Below are 19,728 nucleotides of genomic sequence, written 5' to 3'. Positions count from 1 at the left end.
GACCCATGAGCACGGAAACCGAGGAGAAGGCACGCACGGTGTCGATCCGGCTCTCCACCGCGGTCACCGCGCTCGCGCTGACCGCCCTGCTGGTGGCGACGGTGACGCTGGCGATCCTCTACGCGGGGGCGCGCGGCACCATCGCCGACAGCGAGGCCCGCGCCGCCGACGAACAGCACGCCGAGCAGGTCGCCGCCGACTACGCGCTCGGGGCATCCACCATCGACTACCGCGACGTCGACGCGTGGTTCACCCGGTTGAAGATCGGCACCGCCCCCGCGCTCTCGGCCAAGTTCGACGCCACCGCACCGCAGCTGAAGCAGATCCTGCTCCCGCTGCAGTGGAACTCGACCGCCACCCCGCTCTCGGCGGACGTCATCTCCGAATCCGGCGGCATCTACAAGGTCAACGCCTACCTGACCGTGAACTCCACCAGCGTGCAGAACCCGGACGGCGCGGCCACCACCGTCACCTACTCGCTCACCATGGACCGGAACTCCGGCTGGCAGATCACCGAGGTCGGTGGCCTGCAGAACGCCATCCCGGCGGAAGGAACCCGATGAAGATCGTGCTCGATCCCGATCAGTGCGAGGCCAACGGCATCTGCGTCGGACTCGCTCCCGAGGTCTTCGACCTCGACGACGACGATGTCCTGCACATCCGCGAGGCCGAGGTCAGCGCCGACGATCGCGCCGCGATCGAGGAGGCGGTGGCACAGTGCCCCAAGGCCGCCCTCCGACTGGAATGAATACTGTAAGGTCAACAATATGAGAACGGGCGACGAAGTCCGACGGTATTCGAGCCAGTGGAGGTAGACGTGTCCGACGAACTGCTGACCGAGCGGCGTGGCCGCGCGCTGCTGATCACCATCAACCGCCCCGACGCGCGCAATGCCATCAACCTCGCGGTGGCCAAGGGGCTGGCCGAGGCGATGGACGAGCTGGACGACAGCCCCGAGCTCTCGGTCGCCGTCCTCACCGGCAGCGGCGGCAACTTCAGCGCGGGCATGGACCTCAAGGCGTTCGCGGCGGGGGAGTTCCCCTACATCCCGGGTCGTGGCCTCGGCTTCACCGAGAAGCCGCCGGTCAAGCCGCTGATCGCCGCGGTCGAGGGGTTCGCGCTGGCCGGCGGCACCGAACTGGTCCTCGCCACCGACCTGATCGTCGCGTCGCGCACAGCGACCTTCGGAATTCCCGAGGTCAAGCGCGGGCTCGTCGCCGGTGGCGGCGGGCTGCTGCGGCTGCAGCACCGCATCCCGTACCAGAAGGCGCTCGAACTCGCGCTCACCGGCGACTCGTTCACCGCCGAGGAGGGCGCGGGCTTCGGCTTCGTCAACGCGCTCACCGAGCCCGGCGCGGCGCTGGCAGGCGCGCTCGCGCTGGCCGAGCGGATCACGGCGAACGGCCCGATCGCGGTGGCGGTGACCAAGCGGGTCATGGTCGAATCCGCCGAATGGACCGCGGCCGATCGGTGGCAGAAGCAGATGGAGCTCATCGGCCCGGTCTTCGGCACCAAGGACGCCGCCGAGGGCGCGAAGGCGTTCGCCGAGAAGCGGGCACCGGAGTGGACCGGGACCTAGCTCCGCGGATCAGGAGGCCGCGGTCCGGCCGGGCCAGATGCCGATGCCGCCGAGCTGATCGGTGCCGCGCTCGGTGATGGTCAGGGCGCGGTCGCGGGGGCGGCGGCTGAGCCAGCCGTCCTCCAGCATGGCCACCATCAGCGCGGAGCCGAGCCGACCGGCGAGGTGCGGAGTGCGCTCGGTCCAGTCCTGGCAGCCGCGGGCCGCCGGGGCCGAGCCGCGCGGCAGCGCGGTGATGTGCAGCGCGCGCAGCAGCGGATGGTCGAGCGACCCGATCGCGCTCTGCTCTCCGCACGCGACCGCCCGCACCACCCCCGCGCCGACGAGTTCCGTCGTGATCGCGACGGCCAGTTGCCCGCCCAGGTGGCTGTAGCACGCCCGCGCGATCTGCAGGCGGCTGCCGGTTCCGGCTTGGCGCAGGCTCTCGACCGGCAGCAGCGGCGACACCAGCGCCAGCGCTTCGATCGCGCTCGCCACCTCGGCCGAGGACAGGGTGTGCAGCCGCCGCCGCCCGGCCACCGTGACCGTCACCAGCCGGGAGTCCACGAGCCGGCGCAGGTGGGCGCTCGCGGCGGACGCCGACACCCCGGCGCACCGGGCCAGATCGGACGCGGTGTGCGCCTGTCCGTCCATCATCCGCAGCAGCATCGCGGCCCGCGCCGGGTCCGAGATCACCCGCCCGGTCGTCGCCAGATCATAGTCGGCATACACCCTCGCAAGGATATGCGGTGAATTGTTCACCGGGGGCTGAAGTATCCCGGTGGGACGATGTGGATCATGACCGACACCGAGTCCGCTGTCCGTTCCCTGCTCGATACCGACTTCGCCGTACCGATTACCGACCGGTGGTTCGAGGACTACGTTCCGGGGGCCACCTTCGAGTACGGCTATCGGACGGTTACCGAAAGGGAAATTCTGGATTTCGCGGCGGAGTTCGATCCGCAGCCCTTTCATGTCGACGTCGGATCCGCCGCCGCCGGCCCCTTCGGCGGACTGATCGCCAGCGGATGGCATTCCGGCAGCATATTGATGCGAATCTACGCGGATCACTACCTGTCGCGGGTGGCGAGCCTCGCCTCTCCCGGAATAGATGAAATGCGCTGGGCGAATCCGCTGCGACCGGGTGACTCGGTACGGCTGCGCGCCACGGTGCGCGAATCCCGGCGATCGCGCAGTAAACCCGACCGGGGGCTCGTGAGTACTCGCGCGGAGCTGCTGAAACAGGATGGAAGCAGCGTGGTCGACCTCGTCTTCCTGAATATTCTCCGCTGCCGTCCGCGCTACCCGAACGAGTAGCTACCGGAATGTGTGGCTTCTCGGTCGTCGCGGTCTCGACCATGAATCACTTCATGATGACGCCGGAGATCGTTGCGAGGAACCTAGTGCCTGGAAGCGACGAAACTGCTCCAGCGCAGCACCAACGGGCTCCGGGCTCCCCCTGTCCGCGTGGACCGGGACCTAGCCCGGTACCTCCATCCGCTGCGTCCCGATCACCCCGAGCAGCGCCAGCGCCTGCTCCGAGGGCGACCCGGGCTCGGCGGTGTAGATGATCACGCGCTGATCCCGGTCGGTGATGTCGAGGACGTCGCACACCACCGTGATCCGCCCGACCCGCGGGTGGTCGATCGTCTTGCACGGTGCGGGTGCGCCCCGCACCCGGTGCGCCGCCCACAGCCGGGCGAACTCCGCACTGCCGGTGAGCAACTCGTCGACGAGCCCGGTGATCTCCGGATCGCCGGGGTAGCGGGCGGCGGTGGCGCGCAGGTGCTCGGCGGCCGAGCGGGCGAAGGCGTCGGCATCGGAGAGGCTGTAGAGCAGCCGCTGCTTCGAGTCGGGGGCGAGGAAGGCGCGGCGCAGCAGGTTGCGGTCGCGACGGGGGAGTGCGGAGAAATCCTCCAGCAGCGCGGCGGCCAGCGCGTTCCAGGCCAGCACCTCGAACCCGGCCGAGAGCACGATCGCCGCCGCCCCCGGCAGCCTGTCGAGCAGCGCCAGGATGCTCGGCCGCACCTCCCGCGACGGCCCCGGTGGCGGGCCGGGCGGCACCCCCGCCAGGTGGTGCAGGTGCTCGCGCTCGGCGTCGTCCAGCCGTAGCGCGCGGGCCAGCCCGGCCAGCACCTCGCGCGAGGGCCGCGGCCCGCGCGCCTGCTCCAGCCGGGTGTAGTACTCCGTCGAGACGTACGCCAGCTGCGCCACCTCCTCGCGGCGCAGCCCCGGCGTACGCCTGCGCGTCCCCGCGGGCAGCCCGATATCGGCCGGGGTGATGCGCTCCCGCCTGCCGCGCAGGAATCCTGCCAGCTCCGCTCTGTCCACGCCGTCCAGTGTGCTCGGCGGCGCGGGCGCCCAGCCAGGTACCGCCGGTACCTGGCTGACGCGCGGCGCCGCGCGCAGGCTCGCTGCCATGGACAACGAACACGGATTGCTGGCGGGCAAGGTCGCCTTCATCAGCGGCGCCGGCCGCGGAATCGGCGCCGCGGCGGCCCGGCTCTTCGCCCGCGAGGGGGCGCGGGTGCTGCTCGCCGCCCGCACCGAAAGCCAGCTGCGCGCCGTCACCGAGGAGATCCGCGGCGCGGGCGGCACCGCTGACTACGTGCGCTGCGACCTGGGCTCGGAGCCGAGCGTGCGCGCCGCCGTCGACCGCGCCGTCGAGCTGCACGGCCGCCTGGACATCGCCTTCAACAACGGCGCCGCCGTGCAGCGCCCCGGCCCGCTGCACGAACTCACCGAACCCGAGCTCGACGACATCTACCGGGTCGACTTCCGCGGCGTCTGGCAGGCCATCGCCGCTCAGGCCGCCGCGATCAGGACCACTGCGGGCAGCGGTGCCATCGTCAACACCTCCTCGGTCGGCAGCCTCGGCGGCAACCCCGAGCTGCCCGCCTACGGCGCCATGAAGCGCGCGGTCAACAGCCTCACCGAATCCGCCGCGCTCACCTACGGCCCGGACGGCATCCGGGTCAACGCCATCGCCCCCGGCACCACGCGCACCGAGATGCTGCTGGCGTGGGAGGCCGAATCACCCGGCGTGATCGCGGGGCTCAACGTCCGCACCCCGCTCGGCCGCGCCGCCGACCCGGCCGAGATCGCCGAAGCCGCCGCCTGGCTACTCAGCGACCGCGCGTCCTACATCACCGGCACCGTGCTCCCGGTGGACGGCGGGCTGCGCGCGGGGTTGTGAACCGTCGGCCGCCCGCGCGACGCTGTCCAGGGCGCGGCGTGCCACAGGCGAGTCGTCGGTGCCGGGCATGGCGATCCTGTCGGGGGTCACCGGGTCGCTTCGGTCGGGCGAGTCGCGCAGTGCTCGTGCGGGAGTGCCGCTCGGGAGGTGCGCGGCCACGAGGTCGACGACGGCGGCGGCGACGCAGGCAGGATGATCGGTGCCGCCCTCGAGCGGCGAGCCGGCGACACCGGACATGAGTGCCGACACCGCGACGCCGCTGCCGCGCAGCTGCTCGCGCACCCCGCCCAGGTAACCGAGAACGCCGTGCTTGGTCGCCGCGCAGAGGGACTCGCCGACGGCAGTGGCCGTAGCGACGGTGACGATGTGGCCGCCGCCCCTGGCGCGCATGCCGGGCGCGACGAGTTGCACCCCGACGATCACCCCGTGCAGGTTCACCGCGATCGTCCGCCCGCCCGCCCGCTCGTTCCCGAACGCCAGCCCGGCGTCGGTGACCAGCACGTCGAGCGGACCCCACAGCTCCTCGACCGCGCCGAGGAACCGCCGGAACGACCCGGTGTCGGTGACCTCGAGGGCGAAGCCGCGCACCTGCCCCGGCAGCGCTCGCGCGGCCGCCGCGGCGGCGTCGGCGTCGCTGTCCCCGATCGCCACCCTGGCACCGGCCGCGGCGAACCGGCTCGCGATCTCCCGACCGATACCACCGGCGCCGCCGGTGACGGCCACGATCCGTCCGGCCAGTGCTGTCTCCGTCATGGCGTGCTGCTTCCCCCGGCTCGATTCGACCACGGCGACCAGTTGGACAATCGCGATTGTCAGAATTTGCCCGGCTAGTATTGCACCCCATCGGCAGGGAGGAAAGGCCCCATGAACCGCTCGGGACCGACCACTCCGAAGCCGTCCGGCCGCAGGTACTCCGGCGTCGCGCCGGAGGAGCGCGTGCGTCAGCGCCGCGCGGCCATCCTCGATTCCGCTCTGGAACAGTTCGGCACCACCGGCTACGCCGCCGCGTCGATCAAGCAGATCTGCCGCGGGGCCGGCATCACCGAGCGCTACTTCTACGAGTCGTTCACCGGCCGGGAGGCGTGCCTCGCCGCCCTCTACGACACCCTGGCCGATGGGATGCGCGGGGCGACGGTCGCGGCGCTGGAACAGGTGAGCCCCGATCTCGACGCCCGCGCGGCGGCCGGGCTGGCCGCCTTCATCCGGTACCTGACCGGGGATCCGCGCCGCGCGAAGGTGGTGCTCATCGAGGTGGTCGGGGTCTCCCCGGAGATGGAGCGGCGGCGGCACCTGGTGCTCCGCGATTTCGTCGACACCGTCCTCGCCACCTGGGGCGGCGACGGTGCGCGCGAACGGCGGTTGACCGCGACGGCGCTGGTCGGCGGGGTCAACCACCTGCTGGTCGACTGGCTGCTCGACGGGTGCCGGGACGACCCGGCCGACCTCGTCGAGGTCTGTGTCGAGCTGTTCGTCGCCGCCCGCCGGGCGGGCGAGCCCTAGCTTGCCGACGAGCCGATCGGACACGTGCGCGGAGCAAGCGCCACCCCCGCGCCCAGCGCGAGGACCGCCGCCACATCCAGCGCAGCGACCCGCGTCAGCTCGGCGTTCACCGGGCCGCCCGCCACGGCCAGCAGCGGAAAGCTGAGCAGCGCGACCGCGCAGGCGGGCACCGCCGCCGGACGCCACCGCGGCCGCACCGCCGCCACCATCAGCCCCGCCCCCAGCACCCCGAACAGCACCGCGCGATGCCGCAGCAGCAGCGCGAGATCATCGTCCAGCGGCTGCAAACCGTAAGCCGCGCCGATCCATTCGGCCGACCGACGCCCACCGCGGGCGCGGCGGTCACCACCCCGGCCGCGACGAACAACCCCGTGGCCGACCGTTCCCTCGTCCTTCGCATGGTCCCATCGTCGGCGGCGGCACCGGCCGCCCGCTTCCACGAACGTGCTGTCCACCATCGGCAATCGGACGGCTACGGTGAGCGAACGCCAACCGCACCCGAGGAGCCCCCGTGGAACCGCGCCACCCGTTCGACGCCGCCACCGCACTCGACCGGGTGGCCGAGGGCGAGTTCCGCGGCCACACCGCGCCCGAGTACAGCAATATGGTCGGCCCGTTCGGCGGCATCACCGCGGCGACGCTGGTGCGCGCGGTGCTCGACGATCCGCGTCGCTTGGGCGAGCCGGTCTCGATCACCGTCAACTTCGCCGGCCCGATCGCGGACGGCCCGTTCACCGTGCGCACCCACCCGGCGCGGACCAACCGCAGCACCCAGCACTGGATGCTCGAGCTCGTCCAGGGCGACGCCGTCACCACCACCGCCACGGCGGTGACCGCGGTCCGCCGCCCGACCTGGACCGACTCCGAGATCGCGCCCCCGCGGGTCCCGTCGTTCGACGAGGCGGCGCCGTTCCTGCCGCCCGAGTTCCCGGTCTGGATGGGCAACTACGAGCAGCACTTCGTCGACGGCGCGGGCCCGCTCGCCGCCGAGGCGGGGCCGCGACCGGACTCGGTCACCACCGTCTGGGTGCGCGACACCCCGCCCCGCCCGCTGGACCGCACGGCTCTGACCGCGCTCTGCGACGTGTTCATCCCGCGCGCGATGGTCCGCACCGGCCGGCTCGTGCCCGCGGGCACCGTCTCGCTGACCGTGTACTTCCACGCAGACGCCGAACTACTCGCCGCGGTGGCCGATCGCCCGGTGCTCGGCACCGCCCGCGCCCAGCACTTCGGCGCCGGGTTCTTCGACCAGACCGCGACGGTCTGGAGCCCGGACGGGGTCGTGCTGGCCACCAGCCACCAGCTCGTCTACTTCAAGGACTGACCCGTCCGGGCGCCGCGTGCCAGACTGGCCGGGTCGAACGGAGAATCTGATATGTCGCTTTCGGAAACCGACCTCTCGATCGGTCGGCTGCTCGCCCGCGCCGCCGCGGCGCACGGCGAGCACACCTACCTGGCCTCGCCGACCGCCCGGCTGACCTACGCCGAGGCCGAGCGCCGCTCCGCGCTCGCCGCGCGGCGGCTGCTGCGCGACGGCGTCGGCAAGGGCACCAGGGTCGGGCTGCTGTTCCCGAACGACGTCGACTGGATCGTCTGGTGGCTGGCCGTCTCCCGGATCGGCGCCCTTGCGGTCCCGCTGAGCACGCTCTACCCGCCTGCCGAACTCGGCAGGGTGATCCGGCTCGCCGACATCGGCGTCCTCGTCGCCCCGCCGGACATCCTCGGCACCCCCACCGCCGAACGCCTCGAGGCCGCCCTGCCCGGACTCGCCGCGACGCCGACGCCGCTGCTGTCCCTGCCCACCGCACCGTACCTGCGCCGCATCGCGCTGCCCGGCGCCACGGCCGAGCCCTCGCCTGCCACCACCGCGCTGCCCGCCGACGCAACCGAGCCCTCGCCCGCCACCACCGCGCTGCCCGGCGACGCCCCGAGGCTCTGGGCGGACACCACCGCTCTCGACGAGAACGCCGCACTGCCCCCGGAACTCCTCGCCGCCGTCGAGAACGAGGTCACCGCCGCCGATCTCGCCATCATGATCCACACCTCCGGCTCCACCGCCGACCCCAAGGGCGTCCTGCACACGCACGGCACCCTGGTCCGCCAGACGGCGGGCTGGCCCGCGGCGATCAGCGCGCTCTGCGGCGGCTCGGCGGCGCCCCGCATCTTCTCCTCGATGCCGTTCTTCTGGATCGGCGGCGTCCTCGCCGCGACCGGCGCGCTGCACGAGCGGGTCACCCTGCTGGTCATGCCGCGCCCGGAGCCCGGCGCCGCGCTCGACCTCATCGAGCGCGAGCGCGGCGAGGGCATCGTCGGCTGGCCCGCCTTCACCCGGCGCCTCCGCGAGCACCCGACCTTCGCCGAGCGCGACCTGAGCGCCGCGCCCCTGCTGCTCGACGGCCCGCTCGACGTCGCCCTGTACAACGTGCCCGACGAGTTCCCGGTGCACCGCAGCCTCTCCGAGACCGCGGGCAGCTTCCTGCACACCGACATCCGCATCGTGGACGACCTGGGGCACCCCGTCCCCGACGGGACCACCGGCGAACTGCACATTCGCGGTATCGGCGTCATGTCCGGCTACAACAAGCGCGAACGGCACGACGTCTTCGACCCGGACGGCTGGTACCACACCGGCGACCGCGTCTACCGGCTCGCCGACGACCCGCGGCTGTTCTACGTCGGCCGCACCAGCGAACTCATCAAGGTGGCCGGGGCCAATGTCTCGCCGCGCGAGGTCGAGGCCGTGGTCGAGGGGTTCGACGGCGTCCAGCAGTGCCTCGTGGTCGGCGTCGACGACCCCGACCGGGGCGAGCAGGTCTGCGCGGTCGTCGTCCCCGACACCGTCGATGTCGACGCCGTCGCCGCGCACACCCGGCGCGAACTCTCCGCCTACAAGGTCCCGACCCGCTGGATCCGCACCACCGGCGAGCGGGTCCCCACCCTGCCCAGCGGCAAACTCGACCGCCGCGGGCTGCGCGCGCTGATCGCGGACGGAACGCTCGGCTGAGCGCTCACCGGTGGGCCCGGATGTCGACGGCCCGCCCGTCCGGGTCGTAGGCCGTCATCGTCCACTGCGTCGGCAGCGTCTCGATCCGCCCCACCGGCCGCCCGGCGTCCAGGATGCGCGCACGCACCGTGCACAGCTGCTCGTGCGACCCCACCCGCAACCCCCACCCCGCGTTCCCGAGCGGATCGAGGCCGTCCGGCGCGGCGTCCTCGGTCTCGACGATCATCAGATGATCGGCCCCGCCGACATCGAGAACGGCGATGCGCGGGGCTTCGGCGGTCGCCGCCCGCGCGAAGGCTTCGCGGGCGCCGAGCACCTCGGTGTAGAAGGCGACGAGGCGGTCGAGTTCGGTGGTGGCGAGGGTGCGGTGGTTGATACCGAGCAGCGTGATCATGACGCACCGAGCATAGCCCCGCGCCCCCTCGCCGAGTTGTCGCAGCGCCTCGAACCCGTTGCCGGAGGCAGGATCTGACCGCAGCGCTGAGCTGGATGTTTGCCTCTTGCACTTGCGGTGAGGGTGGCAATCGGGACATCGTTGTTACGAACGACAATCGTTTGCACCTGAACCGCGGCGTGACGGTGGAGCTCGAAGGGGGTGCCGTGGACGCGGATCTGGTCCTGAGACCACGGGTGGATGGTTTGCTGACCGAGGTGCTCGCCGACCCGGGGCGGCTCGGCGAGCTGGTCCAGGCGCTCGGCTCGCCGCTGAACCTGGTCCTCCCGCAGCGGCTGGCCGAGAACGCCGCGGCGTTCGGCGCGGTCTACGAGCGACATCGGCTGAGCGGCACGATCTACTTCGCGCACAAGGCGAACCGGTCGAGCGCGCTGGTCCGGGAACTCGCGGCGACCGGCTGCGGCATCGACGTCGCCTCGCTGGGGGAGCTGCGGCACGCGCTCGCGGCCGGGTTCACCGGCGATCGGATCATGGCGACCGGCCCCAAGGACGCCGAGTTCCTGTGGCTCGCGGCCCGGGTCGGCGCGGTGCTGAGCGCGGACTCCGCGCAGGAGCTGTCCGCGCTGGCCGGGATCGTCGCCCGATTCGGCCTCGACCCGGTGCGGGTGATGATCCGGTTCGGCGGTTTCGATTCGCCCGGCGTGCCGATCCTGAGCAGGCCGAGCCGCTTCGGGGTGCACGCCGGCGAACTGCCCGTCGTGCTCGACCTCCTCGAGCACCACCGGAAGGAGCTGCGGCTGCTCGGCACCGCCTTCCACCTCGACACCACGGGCATCGAGGAGAAGGCGCTCGCGCTGGAGGGCTGCCTGGTGGCGATGAGCGCCGCCCTCGCCCGCGGCTTCGCCCCGACCGCCATCGATATCGGCGGCGGCTTCGGCGTGAACTACCTGGCCGCCCGCCCGGACTGGGAGCGCTACACCACCGAGCTCGGCCGCGCGGTTCTCGGTCAGCGCCCGCCCCTGACCTGGCAGAACCACGGCTACGGGCTGCGCGCGGAGGGCGGAACGCTGCGCGGCGCACTCGGCCTCTACCCGGCGCACCGCAGGCTGGCGGGCGCCGACTACCTGGCGGAGCTGCTCGCACACGAATCCGTCGCGCTGGGCAGGCCGCTGGCGACGCTGCTGCTGGAGAACCTCTACGACCTGCACATCGAACCCGGGCGCGCGCTCACCGACCAGTGCGGCCTGACCCTCGCCCGCGTCGCCGAGGTCCGCACCCTGCACACCGGCGACACCCTGGTCCGGCTCGCCGCCAACTCGCGCGACATCAGCATCGAAGACCATGCCGTGCTGATGGATCCGCTGCTGCTGCCGGTGCGCCGCGGGCCAGGCGCACCGGCCGCGGTGTACCTCGGCGGCAACCTCTGCCTGGAGGACGACTTCCTGACCCGCCGCGCGGTGGTGCTGCCGCAGCTGCCCGCGCCGGGCGACCTGCTCGCCTTCGTGAACACGGCGGGCTACTTCATGGATTTCGCCGCGGGCCCCGCGCTGATGCAGGCCGAGGCCCGCACGGTGGCGGTCTACCCCGCGGCGGGTGGCTGGGGCTGGTGTCTCGACGAGCAGTATTGGCCGGGGAAAGGTGACCGATCGTGAGGTTCGAGAGCATTCTCGATGTCGTCGGCGATACGCCGCTGGTGCGGATCGCGCCCGAGGTGCACGGGCTGACCACCATCGACCTCTACGCCAAGCTGGAGATGCTCAACCCGTTCGGCTCGGTGAAGGACCGGCCCGCCTGGAACATGGTCCGCGACGAGCTGCCCGGCGCCGTCGAGCGCGGCGACGCGGTGGTCGAGCTCTCCAGCGGCAATACCGCCAAGGCGCTGGCGGTGATCGCGGCCATGCACGGGCTGCCGTTCAAGAGCGTGACCAATCGGATGCGGGTGCCCGAGGTCAAGGAGCTGTTGCTGCTGCTCGGCGCGCAGATCGAGGAGCTGCCCGGCCGCACCGAGTGCCTCGACCCCACCGACACCGAGGACCCGCTGACCCGCATGTACCGCTCGCTCGCCGCGGACGGCACCGGCTACCTGCACACCGACCAGTACTTCAACCCGCGCAACCGGGACGCGCACCGCGTCGGCACCGGGCCGGAGATCATCGAGGATCTGGGCGGCAACGGCCCCGATGTCTTCATCGCCTGCGTCGGCACCGCGGGCTCGTCGACCGGGGTGGCCGGGTTGCTGCGGGAGCGCAACCCGGCGGTCTCCGTGCTCGGGTTGGTCGCGGCCAAGAGCGATTTCATCCCTGGCATCCGCACCATCGACGAGGTCAACGAGGTCGGGCTCTTCGACCCCGCCAACTACGACAGCATCGACGCGGTCACCGCCGAGGAGGCGATCGAGGGCATGCTCGTGCTGAACCGCCGCTGCGGCATCCTCGGCGGCCCCACCTCCGGCGCCGCCTACGCGGGCGCGCTGCGGCACCTGACCGCGCTGGACGCCACGCTCACCGAGCGCCGCACCGCCGTCTTCATCGTGTGCGACCGGGTCGAGAGCTACCTGAGCTACATCCGGAAACGCCGCCCCGACCTGTTCAACCAGCCGGAGCGCGCCGACTCGGTCGGCACCGTCACCGCTGCCGAGCTCGCCGCCGTTCCCCAGCCCGACGTCGCCACCGCCCGGGAGTGGATCGCCGCGGAGCACCCGCTCGTGGTCGACCTGCGCGGCTCCTTCGCCTATACCGCGCGGCACATCCCGGACTCGATCAATATCGTCGACGAGCTCTTCGGCGAGCTCACCCGCGGCGGGTTGCCGTTCGGCACATCCCGGCCGGTGCTCCTGGTCTGCCCCATCGGCGAGCAATCCGCCCGCTACGCCGCCCTGCTCGCCCGGATGGGGCATCGTGACGCGCGCAGCCTGCGCGGCGGCGTCGTCGCCTGGCGGGACGCGGGCGCACCGCTGGTGAGGGACTGATCGCCGTGTCCGATTCGACCCTGACCCGGCTGGCGAACTGGCAGCGCGGCCTGCGCGCGCAGTTCCCGATCATCGCCGGAAACCCCGATCTCGCCTACCTCGACAATGCCGCGACCACCCAGAAGCCCACCGCGGTGCTCGACGCCGTCACCGAGTACCTGACCACCGGCAATGCCAATGCCGCGCGCGGCGCCTACCCGTGGGGGACCGCGACCACCGCCCGGATCGAAACCGCTCGGGACCGGGTACGGACGGCGCTGGGCGACACCGGAACCGAGTCGACCGTCGAGTTCGTCGACGGCACCAGCGGCGGGCTGCGCGCGGTGGCGGGGGACTGGCTCGCCGGGCAGCTGCGCGACGGCGACGAGATCATCGTCCCCTTCGGCGACCACGAGGCGAACCTGCGGCCCTGGCTCGATCTGCGGGACCGGCTGGAGCGCGGCGGAATCCGGATCCGGGTGCAGGCGCTGCCGGTCGACCCGGCCTCCGGCGACTACGACCACCGCGCGCTGCCCGCGCTGGTCGGCCCGCGCACCCGGTTCGTCGCGGCCACCCAGGTGCACCACGTGTTCGGCGCGGACATGAACCTGCACCGGGTGCGGGCCGCGGTCGGGCCGGAGGTGCCGATCTGCGTGGACGCCGCGCAGGCCGTCGGGCACCGGCCGGTGTCGGTGGCCGAGCTCGACGCCGATTTCGTGGTGTTCTCCGGGCACAAGATGCTCGCGCTGCCCGGGGTCGGCGCGGTCTGGGCGCGCAACCGGCTCGGCCCGCGGTTCGAGCTCGGCGGCTGGCGCGGCACCCCGAACACCGCCGGGATCGTGAGCCTCGCGGCGGCGCTGGACTGGCTCGACGCCGCCGGGCTGCCCGAGATCCTCGCCTGGACGACGGCGCTCACCGCCCGGCTCACCGACGGGCTGCGCCGGTTCCCCGACGTCGAGGTGCTCGGCTGCCAGGACAGCCTCGCCGTGGGCTCGCCCGTGCAGCGCCGGGAGGGCATCGTGACCTTCCGGCACGCCCGGGTCCGCTCCGACGACCTCGGCTTCGTGCTCGCCGACGAGGGGATCATGGTCCGCGCCGACAGCCACTGCCAGGCCGGGCGGGACTCCCGCGACCACGCGGTGCGGGTGAGCGTGCACGTCTACAACACCCCGGACGAGATCGACCGGGTGCTCGCGGTGGTCCGGCGCTGCGCGGAGATGCCGAGCTGATCAGCGCTCCGGCTTGCGGCCGCGGAACCCGGTGCGCGCGGTGAGCAGGGTGAGGTCGGCGCGGTGGCCGAGCCAGGCCGGTGCGCCCGGATCGAGCAGCTCGGCCCAGGCGGCGGCGTCGTCGGGGGTGAGGAACGGCCCGGCCCGGCGCACCCGGGCCGCCAGCTCGGCCAGCACCACCGCGCGGACCTCGGCGCTCAGCGGGGCCGGGATGTCGACCAGCGCGGTGAACGCGGTGACTTCGGAAAGTCCGGCGTCGGTGAGGATCCCGGCCCAGCCGCGCGCGGGCCGCCGCGCGCCCGGCCTGCCGAAGAACCACTGGGTGAAGTGCCGGTCGTGCGCCTCGTCCAGCCGGACCTCGAGCCCGGGGCGCCCGATGCCGATGTCCCAGGGCAGGCAGCGGGTCGGCAGCCCGCCCTCGGCCAGGCACAGCACCCCGCCGGGGCGCAGCAGGCCGAGCAGCGCGCGAGCGGCGGCATCCCAGTCGCGGGCGTGGTGCACGCACCACGACGACCAGACCGCGTCGGCGGGCTCGGGGAGCGGCGGCGCCCCGTCCTCGATGTCGTGGCAGATCGGGCGGATCCGGTCGGCCAGGCCGGCCTGCTCCGCGGCCGCCCGCGTCGCCTCGAGCATCGAGTGGTCGAGATCGACCGCGTAGACGCGCCCGCGCTCGCCGACAGCCCGCGCCAGCGCGACCGTCGCCGAGCCCGCACCGGGGCCGACATCGACAACGACATCGCCGTCGCGCACCCCGAGCGGCTCCAGCAGCTGCCTGGTCGCGTCGAGGTAGACCGCCTCGGCTGCCGCCGGATCGTCGGTCGAGGTGCCGGTGCCCGGCTTGCCGGTCCGCTGCTGCTGGCTGGTTGTCACGGCGGCGATATTACTGAATATGATTTTCAGTGTGTCGGCGGCTCGCGGGTCGCCGGTCGGATAGTGTTCGGCGAGTCGATCTTCCGGAGGGGGTGCGCCGTGGTCGCGCGGAATGGCGCGCGCCGGGTGTCGTCGACCTGGCTGCTCGCCGGGCTGGTCGTCGCCGGAGTGCTCGCGCAGGGGCTGCTGGCGGACGCGGTCGCCGCGTCGGTGCGGACGCGGGCCGCGTGCACCGTCTTCGCCGGGATCTTCGTGCAGGCGGTCCCGTTCCTGGTGCTCGGGGTGGTGCTGAGCGGGCTGGTCGCCGCGTTCGTCTCACCGCGCGTGCTCGGGAAGGTACTGCCGCGCAACGAGACCGCCGCGATCGGCGTCGCCGGGCTGGCCGGGGCGGCGGTGCCAGGCTGCGAGTGCGGCGTGGTGCCGGTGGCGCGGCGCCTCACCGACCAGGGCGCGCCGGGCGCGGTGGCGCTGGCCTTCATGCTGTCGGCGCCCGCGATCAACCCCATGGTGCTGATCGCGACGGCGGTCGCGTTCCCGGGCGAGCCGGGGATGGTGGCGGCGCGGTTCGCCGGCTCGCTGGCGACGGCGGTGGTGATGGGGCTGCTGTGGTCGCGGCTCGGGCAGCCCGGGTGGATGCGGCCCGCACCCGCGCACCCGCACCACGCCGCGGGGCGCACCCGGTGGGAAACCTTCACCGAGGCGGCTCGGCACGATCTGCTGCAGGCCGCCGCCTTCCTCGTGCTCGGGGCCGCCGCGGCGGCACTGCTGCACGTCGCCGTCCCGCCGGACTGGTACGAGCACCTCGCCGGGCAGGTGGCGCTCGCGGTGCTCGTGCTCGCGGTGCTGGCGGTGCTGCTGGCGCTGTGCTCGGAGGCCGATGCCTTCGTGGCGGCGAGCATGTCCGCGCTGCCGCTGCTGCCCAGGCTGGTCTTCCTGGTGGTGGGCCCCGCCGTCGACGTCAAGCTCTTCGCCATGCAGGCCGGGACCTTCGGTCGAGCCTTCGCGATCCGGTTCGCGCCGCTGACCTTCGCGGTCGCGGTGGCGTGCGGCACCGCGGCCGGGCTGGTGTTCCTGTGAGGCGGGAGACCGAGAACCTGCTGCTCCTGCTCGTCGGCGCCGCCGTCCTGGTGATCACGCTCGACGGCAGCTACCTGCGCTACGTCAAAGCCGGGCTGTACCCGTTCCTGCTGGCCGCCGGTGCCGGTTTCGTCGTGCTCGCGCTGGTCGCCATCGCCCGCGATATCCGGCGGGGCGGGCGCGACCTGCCGCACGGCCACGGCCGCGCGCCCTGGCTGCTGCTCGTCCCGGTGACCGCGCTGCTGCTCGTCGCGCCGCCCGCCCTCGGCGCCGAAGTCCTGGTGACCGGGTCCGCGGTGCGCCCCGCCGAACCCGCCGATGGTGCTGCCCAGCGCGCCCTGCCGTCGCTGCGGGCGGGGGAGGCGCCGCGGTTGCAGATCGTGGATCTCGTGCGGCGGGCGGTGTGGGACACCTCCGGGTCGCTCGACGGGCGGGAGGTGCGGATCAGCGGGTTCGTCGCCCGGCCCGGGGGTGCCGAGGCCGATCTCGTGCGGGTCGTCATCAGCTGCTGCGTCGCCGATGCCCGCTATGTGTACGTGCACCTGGCCGGGTTGCCGGAGGAGATCGAGGACGACGCCTGGATCGAGGTGCGGGGACTGGTCGAGCCAGCGAGTGCCCGGCGCGACCCCGAACTCGCCCCGACCGTGCGGGTGGTCGGGTACCACCGCATCCAGATACCCGAAATGCGCTACGAATACGCCCGCTGACGGCGCTGCCCGGCTCCGAGAACTGCGCGGGTCACGGTGTGACGATGGGGAAGGCCGGATCGAAACTGTCCAGCAGCCCGCCGAGCCGGGTCAGCGCGCCCTCGTCGCCGGTGAGCCGGAGCGCGCCCGCGGGCAGCCCGGCCACCGCGTCCGGCCGGAGCAGCGCCGCGACCAGCGCCTGCTTCGGCCCGGCCAGGGTGAGCTGCGCCTTCGGCGAGTGCCCGCGCCTGGCATTGAGCACCCCGCGCCGGATCCAGGTGTTCCACTGCTCGCCCGCGTCGGTGAAATCCAGATTCAGGTGGATGTCGGCGTCGGCGGCGCGCTCGCCGACGATGTGCACCGCGACGAAGTCGAAGAGCAGGTCGATCGGCATGGCCAGGATGCTGTCGGTGCTGGCCGTGACGTAGGGCGGCGGCTGGGTGCCCGCCCGCAGCTCCTTCGCCGCGGAGAGGAAGATCCCGCGCCACTGCGGCCCCTCGGACTGGTAGCCCATCTGCTCGTAGGCATCGGCCTGCACCTGCTTGGCCTCGGTGTTCTCCGGCTCGGCGAAGACCAGCGCGTGCAGGATCTGCACGGCCCAGCGGTAATCGCCCTCGTCGAAGGCCCGGCGGCCCTCGGCCAGGATGCGGTCCGCGCCCGCGAAGGCCACCAGCCGCCGCGCCGACTCGACCGGCGGGTGCGGGTGCAGCGAGACCGGGTCGCCGTCCCACATGCCGAGTTCCTTGGTGAAGACCGCCCGCACGTCGTGGTGCAGGGTGCCGTGGTAGCCGCGGTTGGGCCAGTCGCGGCCCAGTTCGGCGGGGAGTTCCAGGATCTCGGCGGCCTCCAGCGGGGTGTAGCCGCGGTTGGCCAGCCGCAGCGCCTGGTCGTGGATGAACTTGTAGGTGTCGCGCTGGGATTCGAGGAGGGCGGCGATGTTCTCGGTGCCCCACACCGGCCAGGTGTGCGGGCCGTAGTGCACCTGCGCGGCATCGCCCCAGCGTTCCAGGGTCTCGTCGAGATAGCGGGCGAAGTTGCGGGCGTCGCGGGTGCGGGCGCCGCGCAGGGTCTGGATGTTGTGCAGCGAGTGGTTGGCGTTCTCCGCGCAGGTGAGTGCGGCCAGTTCCGGGATCCAGATGTGCATCTCCTCCGGCGCCTCGGTGTCGGGGGCGTAGAGGAACTCGAACTCGATCCCGGCCAGCTCCCGCTGCTGCCCGGTCGCGGTGATCAGGTCGGTGGGGGAGAGGTAGGAGATGGTGACGCCCTTCGCGGTGTCGGTGCCGATCCCGCAGGTGATGTGGCCGAGCGGGTTCTTGTCCAGCAGCGCGCCGAAGGCGTAGAAGCTGCGCCGGGCCATGGCGTTTCCGGCGACCACGTTCTCGCCGATGGCGTACTTGTCGAAGGCGAGTCCCGGCGCCACGATCGGCACCCGGCCCGACGCCACGTCGTCGGCGTCCACCACGCCCTTCACACCGCCGTAGTGGTCGATGTGGGTGTGCGTGTAGATCACCGCCGCCACCGGCTTGTCGCTCACGTGCTCGCGGATCATGGCCATGGACTGCCTGGCCGCCTCCACCCCGGCCATGCAGTCGATCACGACCAGCCCGCTCTCGCCCTCGACCACGGTCAGATTGGCGATGTCGTTGTTGCGGACCTGGTAGAGCCGATCGGTCACCCGGAACAGCCCGCCGCGCGCCATCAGCCTGCTCTGCCGCCACAGGCTCGGCTCCACCGAGTCCGGCGCCTCGTCCCCGGCCTCGGCGAGGTAGGCGAAGGCGGCGGGGTCGAAGGCGACCGCACCGTCGGCGCTGGTGTAGGCGCCGGGCAGCTCGGCGATCAGGCCGCGGCTGGCGTCGTCGAAGTCGCGGCGGTCGTCCATGGCGTAGCGCTGGACCGCCGCCCGGTTCGCCGCGGCGGTGTACGAGGTCGGTTCCTTCGGGCACATGGCTTCCTCCACGGACGGCGCGGCTGGGTGTGCGTCCCAGTCTCGGCGGCGCGGCCGGTCACCGGCCTCACCCGTTCCGGGTGAACCCCGGGTCGCACCCGATTCGGGCGAGGCGCGCCGGGGCCCGGCTTGCCGGTCGGAGGGTGTGCGGCGGGATCAGCGGGTTTGGTGCTGGTAGTTGAAGTTGGGATTGGCGATCTGCTGACCGATGGCGTTGCAGTAGGCGTAGGCCTGGCCCGGGCGGTTGGCCCACGGACCCCACGGCGACCACTGGCCGTTCTTGCACAGGGCCCTGATCCGGAACTGCGCGTAGGAACCGCCGTTGCACTGGACGCCGAGCGCGTTCTGGTCCCACCAGCTGATCGCGCAACCGGGGACTGCCTGCGCGGTCTGCGGGGTCGCCGCTGCGAAGCCGACAGCGATGGCGGCGACCGCCATCGCGCTGGAGAGTATGCGTTTCATGGTGCTTCCCTTCTCGTCGGCCGTTCGGCCGCGGCGCGTTCGGCGCCCTTCGAAGGTAGCTCGGCACATTCCCGGCCGCGTGCCCGAACTTACTGTGCCCCAGACATTTACGTCCGATAGCTGAATCGTCGCGGCGGCTGACCGGTATCCCGACACGTGCGAATCAGCGTGCGCGGGGCCGGTCGGCGTCCAGGGCGCGCAGCTGAGCGGGCTCGACCGCGCGCAACACCGCCAGCGAGGCGGTGACGGCGAGCTCGCAGGCCACAGTGATGTCCGAGCCGTCGACGATGACCGCGCGGTAGGCGACGTCGAGGCTGATGCCGAGCAACAGGGCGGCGAGGGTCTCGGCGCCCCCGTCGATGGGGGTGCCGCGCTCGGCGTAGTTGGCGCGCAACCGTTCCGCGATCCGCGGTTCGAGCGTGGCGGAGAGCCGCCGCACCGGGTGGGTGTCGGCGTAGCGGTTGTCGAGCAGGACGCGGAACCCACTGGGGTGGCGGCGCGCGTAGTCGAAGAGCGATTCGATCGAGTACGCGGCGCGCGGGCCGTACTGCATCGTCTCGCCGTGGTCGTAGATCTCGAACATCCAGGTGGTGAGCTTCTCGAGTTCGCGTTCGAGCACGGCGTCGACGAGGGCGTCCCTGGAGCCGAAGTGGGCGTAGAGGGTCACCCGCGAGGTGTCGGCGCGCTGGGCGATGGTGTCCATGGTGGCCCGGTCGACGCCGACCTCGGCCATCACCGCGCAGGCCGCGTCGAGCAGTTGGGCGTCGGTGGGACGGTTGCGGGTGCTGCGCCGCCGTCCGGACTCGGCCACGGTCCCCTCCCTCGCTGCGTCGATGACGTACTCCGTTCCTGTCGTTCCG

Annotated in this window: 22 protein-coding genes; 13 read left to right on the top strand and 9 right to left on the bottom strand. The window is 72.6% G+C overall.

The window, feature by feature from the left end:
* The first annotated feature begins 5 nt into the window (after positions 1–5).
* The 3 genes from ACFUJ1_RS08470 (at position 6) to ACFUJ1_RS08460 (ending at position 1,579) form a co-directional block, all read left to right on the top strand.
* On the top strand, positions 6–563 hold the full coding sequence (locus ACFUJ1_RS08470) for a hypothetical protein (RefSeq protein ID WP_378643981.1): 558 nt from the start codon (positions 6–8) through the stop codon (positions 561–563).
* Positions 560–748 carry a ferredoxin gene (locus ACFUJ1_RS08465; protein ID WP_378643979.1) on the top strand — a complete coding sequence of 63 codons (189 nt, stop codon included), beginning with the start codon at positions 560–562 and terminating at the stop codon, positions 746–748. The genes ACFUJ1_RS08470 and ACFUJ1_RS08465 overlap by 4 nt, the downstream gene beginning before the upstream one ends.
* 69 nt (positions 749–817) lie before the next feature.
* The gene (locus tag ACFUJ1_RS08460) at positions 818–1,579 is read left to right on the top strand and encodes a crotonase/enoyl-CoA hydratase family protein (RefSeq protein WP_378643977.1); all 762 of its coding nucleotides are present in this window, start codon (positions 818–820) and stop codon (positions 1,577–1,579) included.
* Between the two features lie 9 nt (positions 1,580–1,588).
* Here the strand turns inward: ACFUJ1_RS08460 and ACFUJ1_RS08455 are convergent, their stop codons facing one another.
* A complete protein-coding gene (locus ACFUJ1_RS08455; RefSeq protein WP_378643976.1) occupies positions 1,589–2,290 on the bottom strand; it encodes an ArsR/SmtB family transcription factor in 702 nt (233 codons plus the stop codon).
* A gap of 66 nt (positions 2,291–2,356) precedes the next feature.
* On the opposite strand from ACFUJ1_RS08455, the gene ACFUJ1_RS08450 reads away from it, so the two are divergent.
* The gene (locus tag ACFUJ1_RS08450; RefSeq protein WP_378643974.1) at positions 2,357–2,875 is read left to right on the top strand and encodes a MaoC family dehydratase; all 519 of its coding nucleotides are present in this window, start codon (positions 2,357–2,359) and stop codon (positions 2,873–2,875) included.
* Positions 2,876–3,037: 162 nt separating this feature from the next.
* Here ACFUJ1_RS08450 and ACFUJ1_RS08445 read toward each other — a convergent pair whose 3' ends face one another.
* Positions 3,038–3,889 carry a helix-turn-helix transcriptional regulator gene (locus ACFUJ1_RS08445; protein ID WP_378643973.1) on the bottom strand — a complete coding sequence of 284 codons (852 nt, stop codon included), beginning with the start codon at positions 3,887–3,889 and terminating at the stop codon, positions 3,038–3,040.
* Positions 3,890–3,977: 88 nt separating this feature from the next.
* Here ACFUJ1_RS08445 and ACFUJ1_RS08440 point away from each other — a divergent pair, with 88 nt between their 5' ends.
* Entirely contained in the window at positions 3,978–4,754 is a 777-nt protein-coding gene (locus tag ACFUJ1_RS08440) for an SDR family NAD(P)-dependent oxidoreductase (RefSeq protein ID WP_378643971.1), read from the top strand.
* Here the strand turns inward: ACFUJ1_RS08440 and ACFUJ1_RS08435 are convergent.
* Complete coding sequence (locus ACFUJ1_RS08435) at positions 4,680–5,507, bottom strand: SDR family NAD(P)-dependent oxidoreductase (RefSeq protein ID WP_378643970.1); 828 nt, start codon at positions 5,505–5,507, stop codon at positions 4,680–4,682. The genes ACFUJ1_RS08440 and ACFUJ1_RS08435 overlap by 75 nt on opposite strands.
* Before the next feature lie 111 nt (positions 5,508–5,618).
* Between ACFUJ1_RS08435 and ACFUJ1_RS08430 the strand changes: the two genes are divergently transcribed.
* A complete protein-coding gene (locus ACFUJ1_RS08430) occupies positions 5,619–6,254 on the top strand; it encodes a TetR/AcrR family transcriptional regulator (protein ID WP_378643968.1) in 636 nt (211 codons plus the stop codon).
* On the opposite strand, the gene ACFUJ1_RS08425 is transcribed toward ACFUJ1_RS08430, so the two are convergent.
* Positions 6,251–6,712, bottom strand: a complete 462-nt coding sequence (locus ACFUJ1_RS08425; RefSeq protein ID WP_378643967.1) for a hypothetical protein — start codon at positions 6,710–6,712, stop codon at positions 6,251–6,253. The genes ACFUJ1_RS08430 and ACFUJ1_RS08425 overlap by 4 nt on opposite strands.
* Positions 6,713–6,765: 53 nt before the next feature.
* On the opposite strand from ACFUJ1_RS08425, the gene ACFUJ1_RS08420 reads away from it, so the two are divergent.
* Both ACFUJ1_RS08420 and ACFUJ1_RS08415 read left to right on the top strand, forming a co-directional pair.
* The gene (locus tag ACFUJ1_RS08420; protein ID WP_378643965.1) at positions 6,766–7,578 is read left to right on the top strand and encodes an acyl-CoA thioesterase; all 813 of its coding nucleotides are present in this window, start codon (positions 6,766–6,768) and stop codon (positions 7,576–7,578) included.
* A 51-nt stretch (positions 7,579–7,629) separates the two neighbouring features.
* Entirely contained in the window at positions 7,630–9,258 is a 1,629-nt protein-coding gene (locus ACFUJ1_RS08415) for an AMP-binding protein (RefSeq protein WP_378643964.1), read from the top strand.
* Between the two features lie 4 nt (positions 9,259–9,262).
* On the opposite strand, the gene ACFUJ1_RS08410 is transcribed toward ACFUJ1_RS08415, so the two are convergent.
* The gene (locus ACFUJ1_RS08410) at positions 9,263–9,652 is read right to left on the bottom strand and encodes a VOC family protein (RefSeq protein WP_378643962.1); all 390 of its coding nucleotides are present in this window, start codon (positions 9,650–9,652) and stop codon (positions 9,263–9,265) included.
* A 206-nt stretch (positions 9,653–9,858) separates the two neighbouring features.
* Here ACFUJ1_RS08410 and ACFUJ1_RS08405 point away from each other — a divergent pair, with 206 nt between their 5' ends.
* The 3 genes from ACFUJ1_RS08405 to ACFUJ1_RS08395 are packed head-to-tail and all read left to right on the top strand — an operon-like array spanning position 9,859 to position 13,828.
* The gene (locus tag ACFUJ1_RS08405) at positions 9,859–11,304 is read left to right on the top strand and encodes a Y4yA family PLP-dependent enzyme (RefSeq protein WP_378643960.1); all 1,446 of its coding nucleotides are present in this window, start codon (positions 9,859–9,861) and stop codon (positions 11,302–11,304) included.
* Positions 11,301–12,620, top strand: coding sequence for a pyridoxal-phosphate dependent enzyme (locus ACFUJ1_RS08400; protein WP_378643959.1), 1,320 nt, complete (start codon positions 11,301–11,303; stop codon positions 12,618–12,620). The genes ACFUJ1_RS08405 and ACFUJ1_RS08400 overlap by 4 nt, the downstream gene beginning before the upstream one ends.
* A gap of 5 nt (positions 12,621–12,625) precedes the next feature.
* Positions 12,626–13,828, top strand: coding sequence for an aminotransferase class V-fold PLP-dependent enzyme (locus ACFUJ1_RS08395; RefSeq protein WP_378643957.1), 1,203 nt, complete (start codon positions 12,626–12,628; stop codon positions 13,826–13,828).
* Here the strand turns inward: ACFUJ1_RS08395 and ACFUJ1_RS08390 are convergent, their stop codons facing one another.
* Positions 13,829–14,698: a class I SAM-dependent methyltransferase gene (locus tag ACFUJ1_RS08390; protein ID WP_378643955.1), complete on the bottom strand. Its 870-nt coding sequence runs from the start codon at positions 14,696–14,698 to the stop codon at positions 13,829–13,831. It lies immediately after the preceding gene.
* Positions 14,699–14,797: 99 nt separating this feature from the next.
* Between ACFUJ1_RS08390 and ACFUJ1_RS08385 the strand changes: the two genes are divergently transcribed.
* Positions 14,798–15,775: a permease gene (locus ACFUJ1_RS08385; RefSeq protein ID WP_378643954.1), complete on the top strand. Its 978-nt coding sequence runs from the start codon at positions 14,798–14,800 to the stop codon at positions 15,773–15,775.
* Positions 15,772–16,482, top strand: coding sequence for a TIGR03943 family putative permease subunit (locus ACFUJ1_RS08380; RefSeq protein ID WP_378643952.1), 711 nt, complete (start codon positions 15,772–15,774; stop codon positions 16,480–16,482). Before ACFUJ1_RS08385 ends, ACFUJ1_RS08380 begins: the two co-directional genes overlap by 4 nt.
* A 31-nt stretch (positions 16,483–16,513) precedes the next feature.
* On the opposite strand, the gene ACFUJ1_RS08375 is transcribed toward ACFUJ1_RS08380, so the two are convergent.
* From ACFUJ1_RS08375 to ACFUJ1_RS08365, 3 genes are all read right to left on the bottom strand, one after another.
* Positions 16,514–18,406: an alkyl/aryl-sulfatase gene (locus ACFUJ1_RS08375; RefSeq protein WP_378643951.1), complete on the bottom strand. Its 1,893-nt coding sequence runs from the start codon at positions 18,404–18,406 to the stop codon at positions 16,514–16,516.
* Positions 18,407–18,562: 156 nt separating this feature from the next.
* Positions 18,563–18,868 (bottom strand): hypothetical protein, encoded by a 306-nt coding sequence (locus tag ACFUJ1_RS08370; protein WP_378643949.1) that lies wholly within the window; start codon positions 18,866–18,868, stop codon positions 18,563–18,565.
* Between the two features lie 163 nt (positions 18,869–19,031).
* Complete coding sequence (locus ACFUJ1_RS08365; RefSeq protein ID WP_378643947.1) at positions 19,032–19,679, bottom strand: TetR/AcrR family transcriptional regulator; 648 nt, start codon at positions 19,677–19,679, stop codon at positions 19,032–19,034.
* Positions 19,680–19,728 lie beyond the last annotated feature (49 nt).

Origin of the sequence: Nocardia sp. NPDC057227 (assembly GCF_042669725.1) — a bacterium.
GTDB classification, from domain to species: domain Bacteria; phylum Actinomycetota; class Actinomycetes; order Mycobacteriales; family Mycobacteriaceae; genus Nocardia; species Nocardia asteroides_A.
Note: the sequence above shows the minus strand (reverse complement) of the source record. Positions and strands in the feature narration are given on the sequence as shown.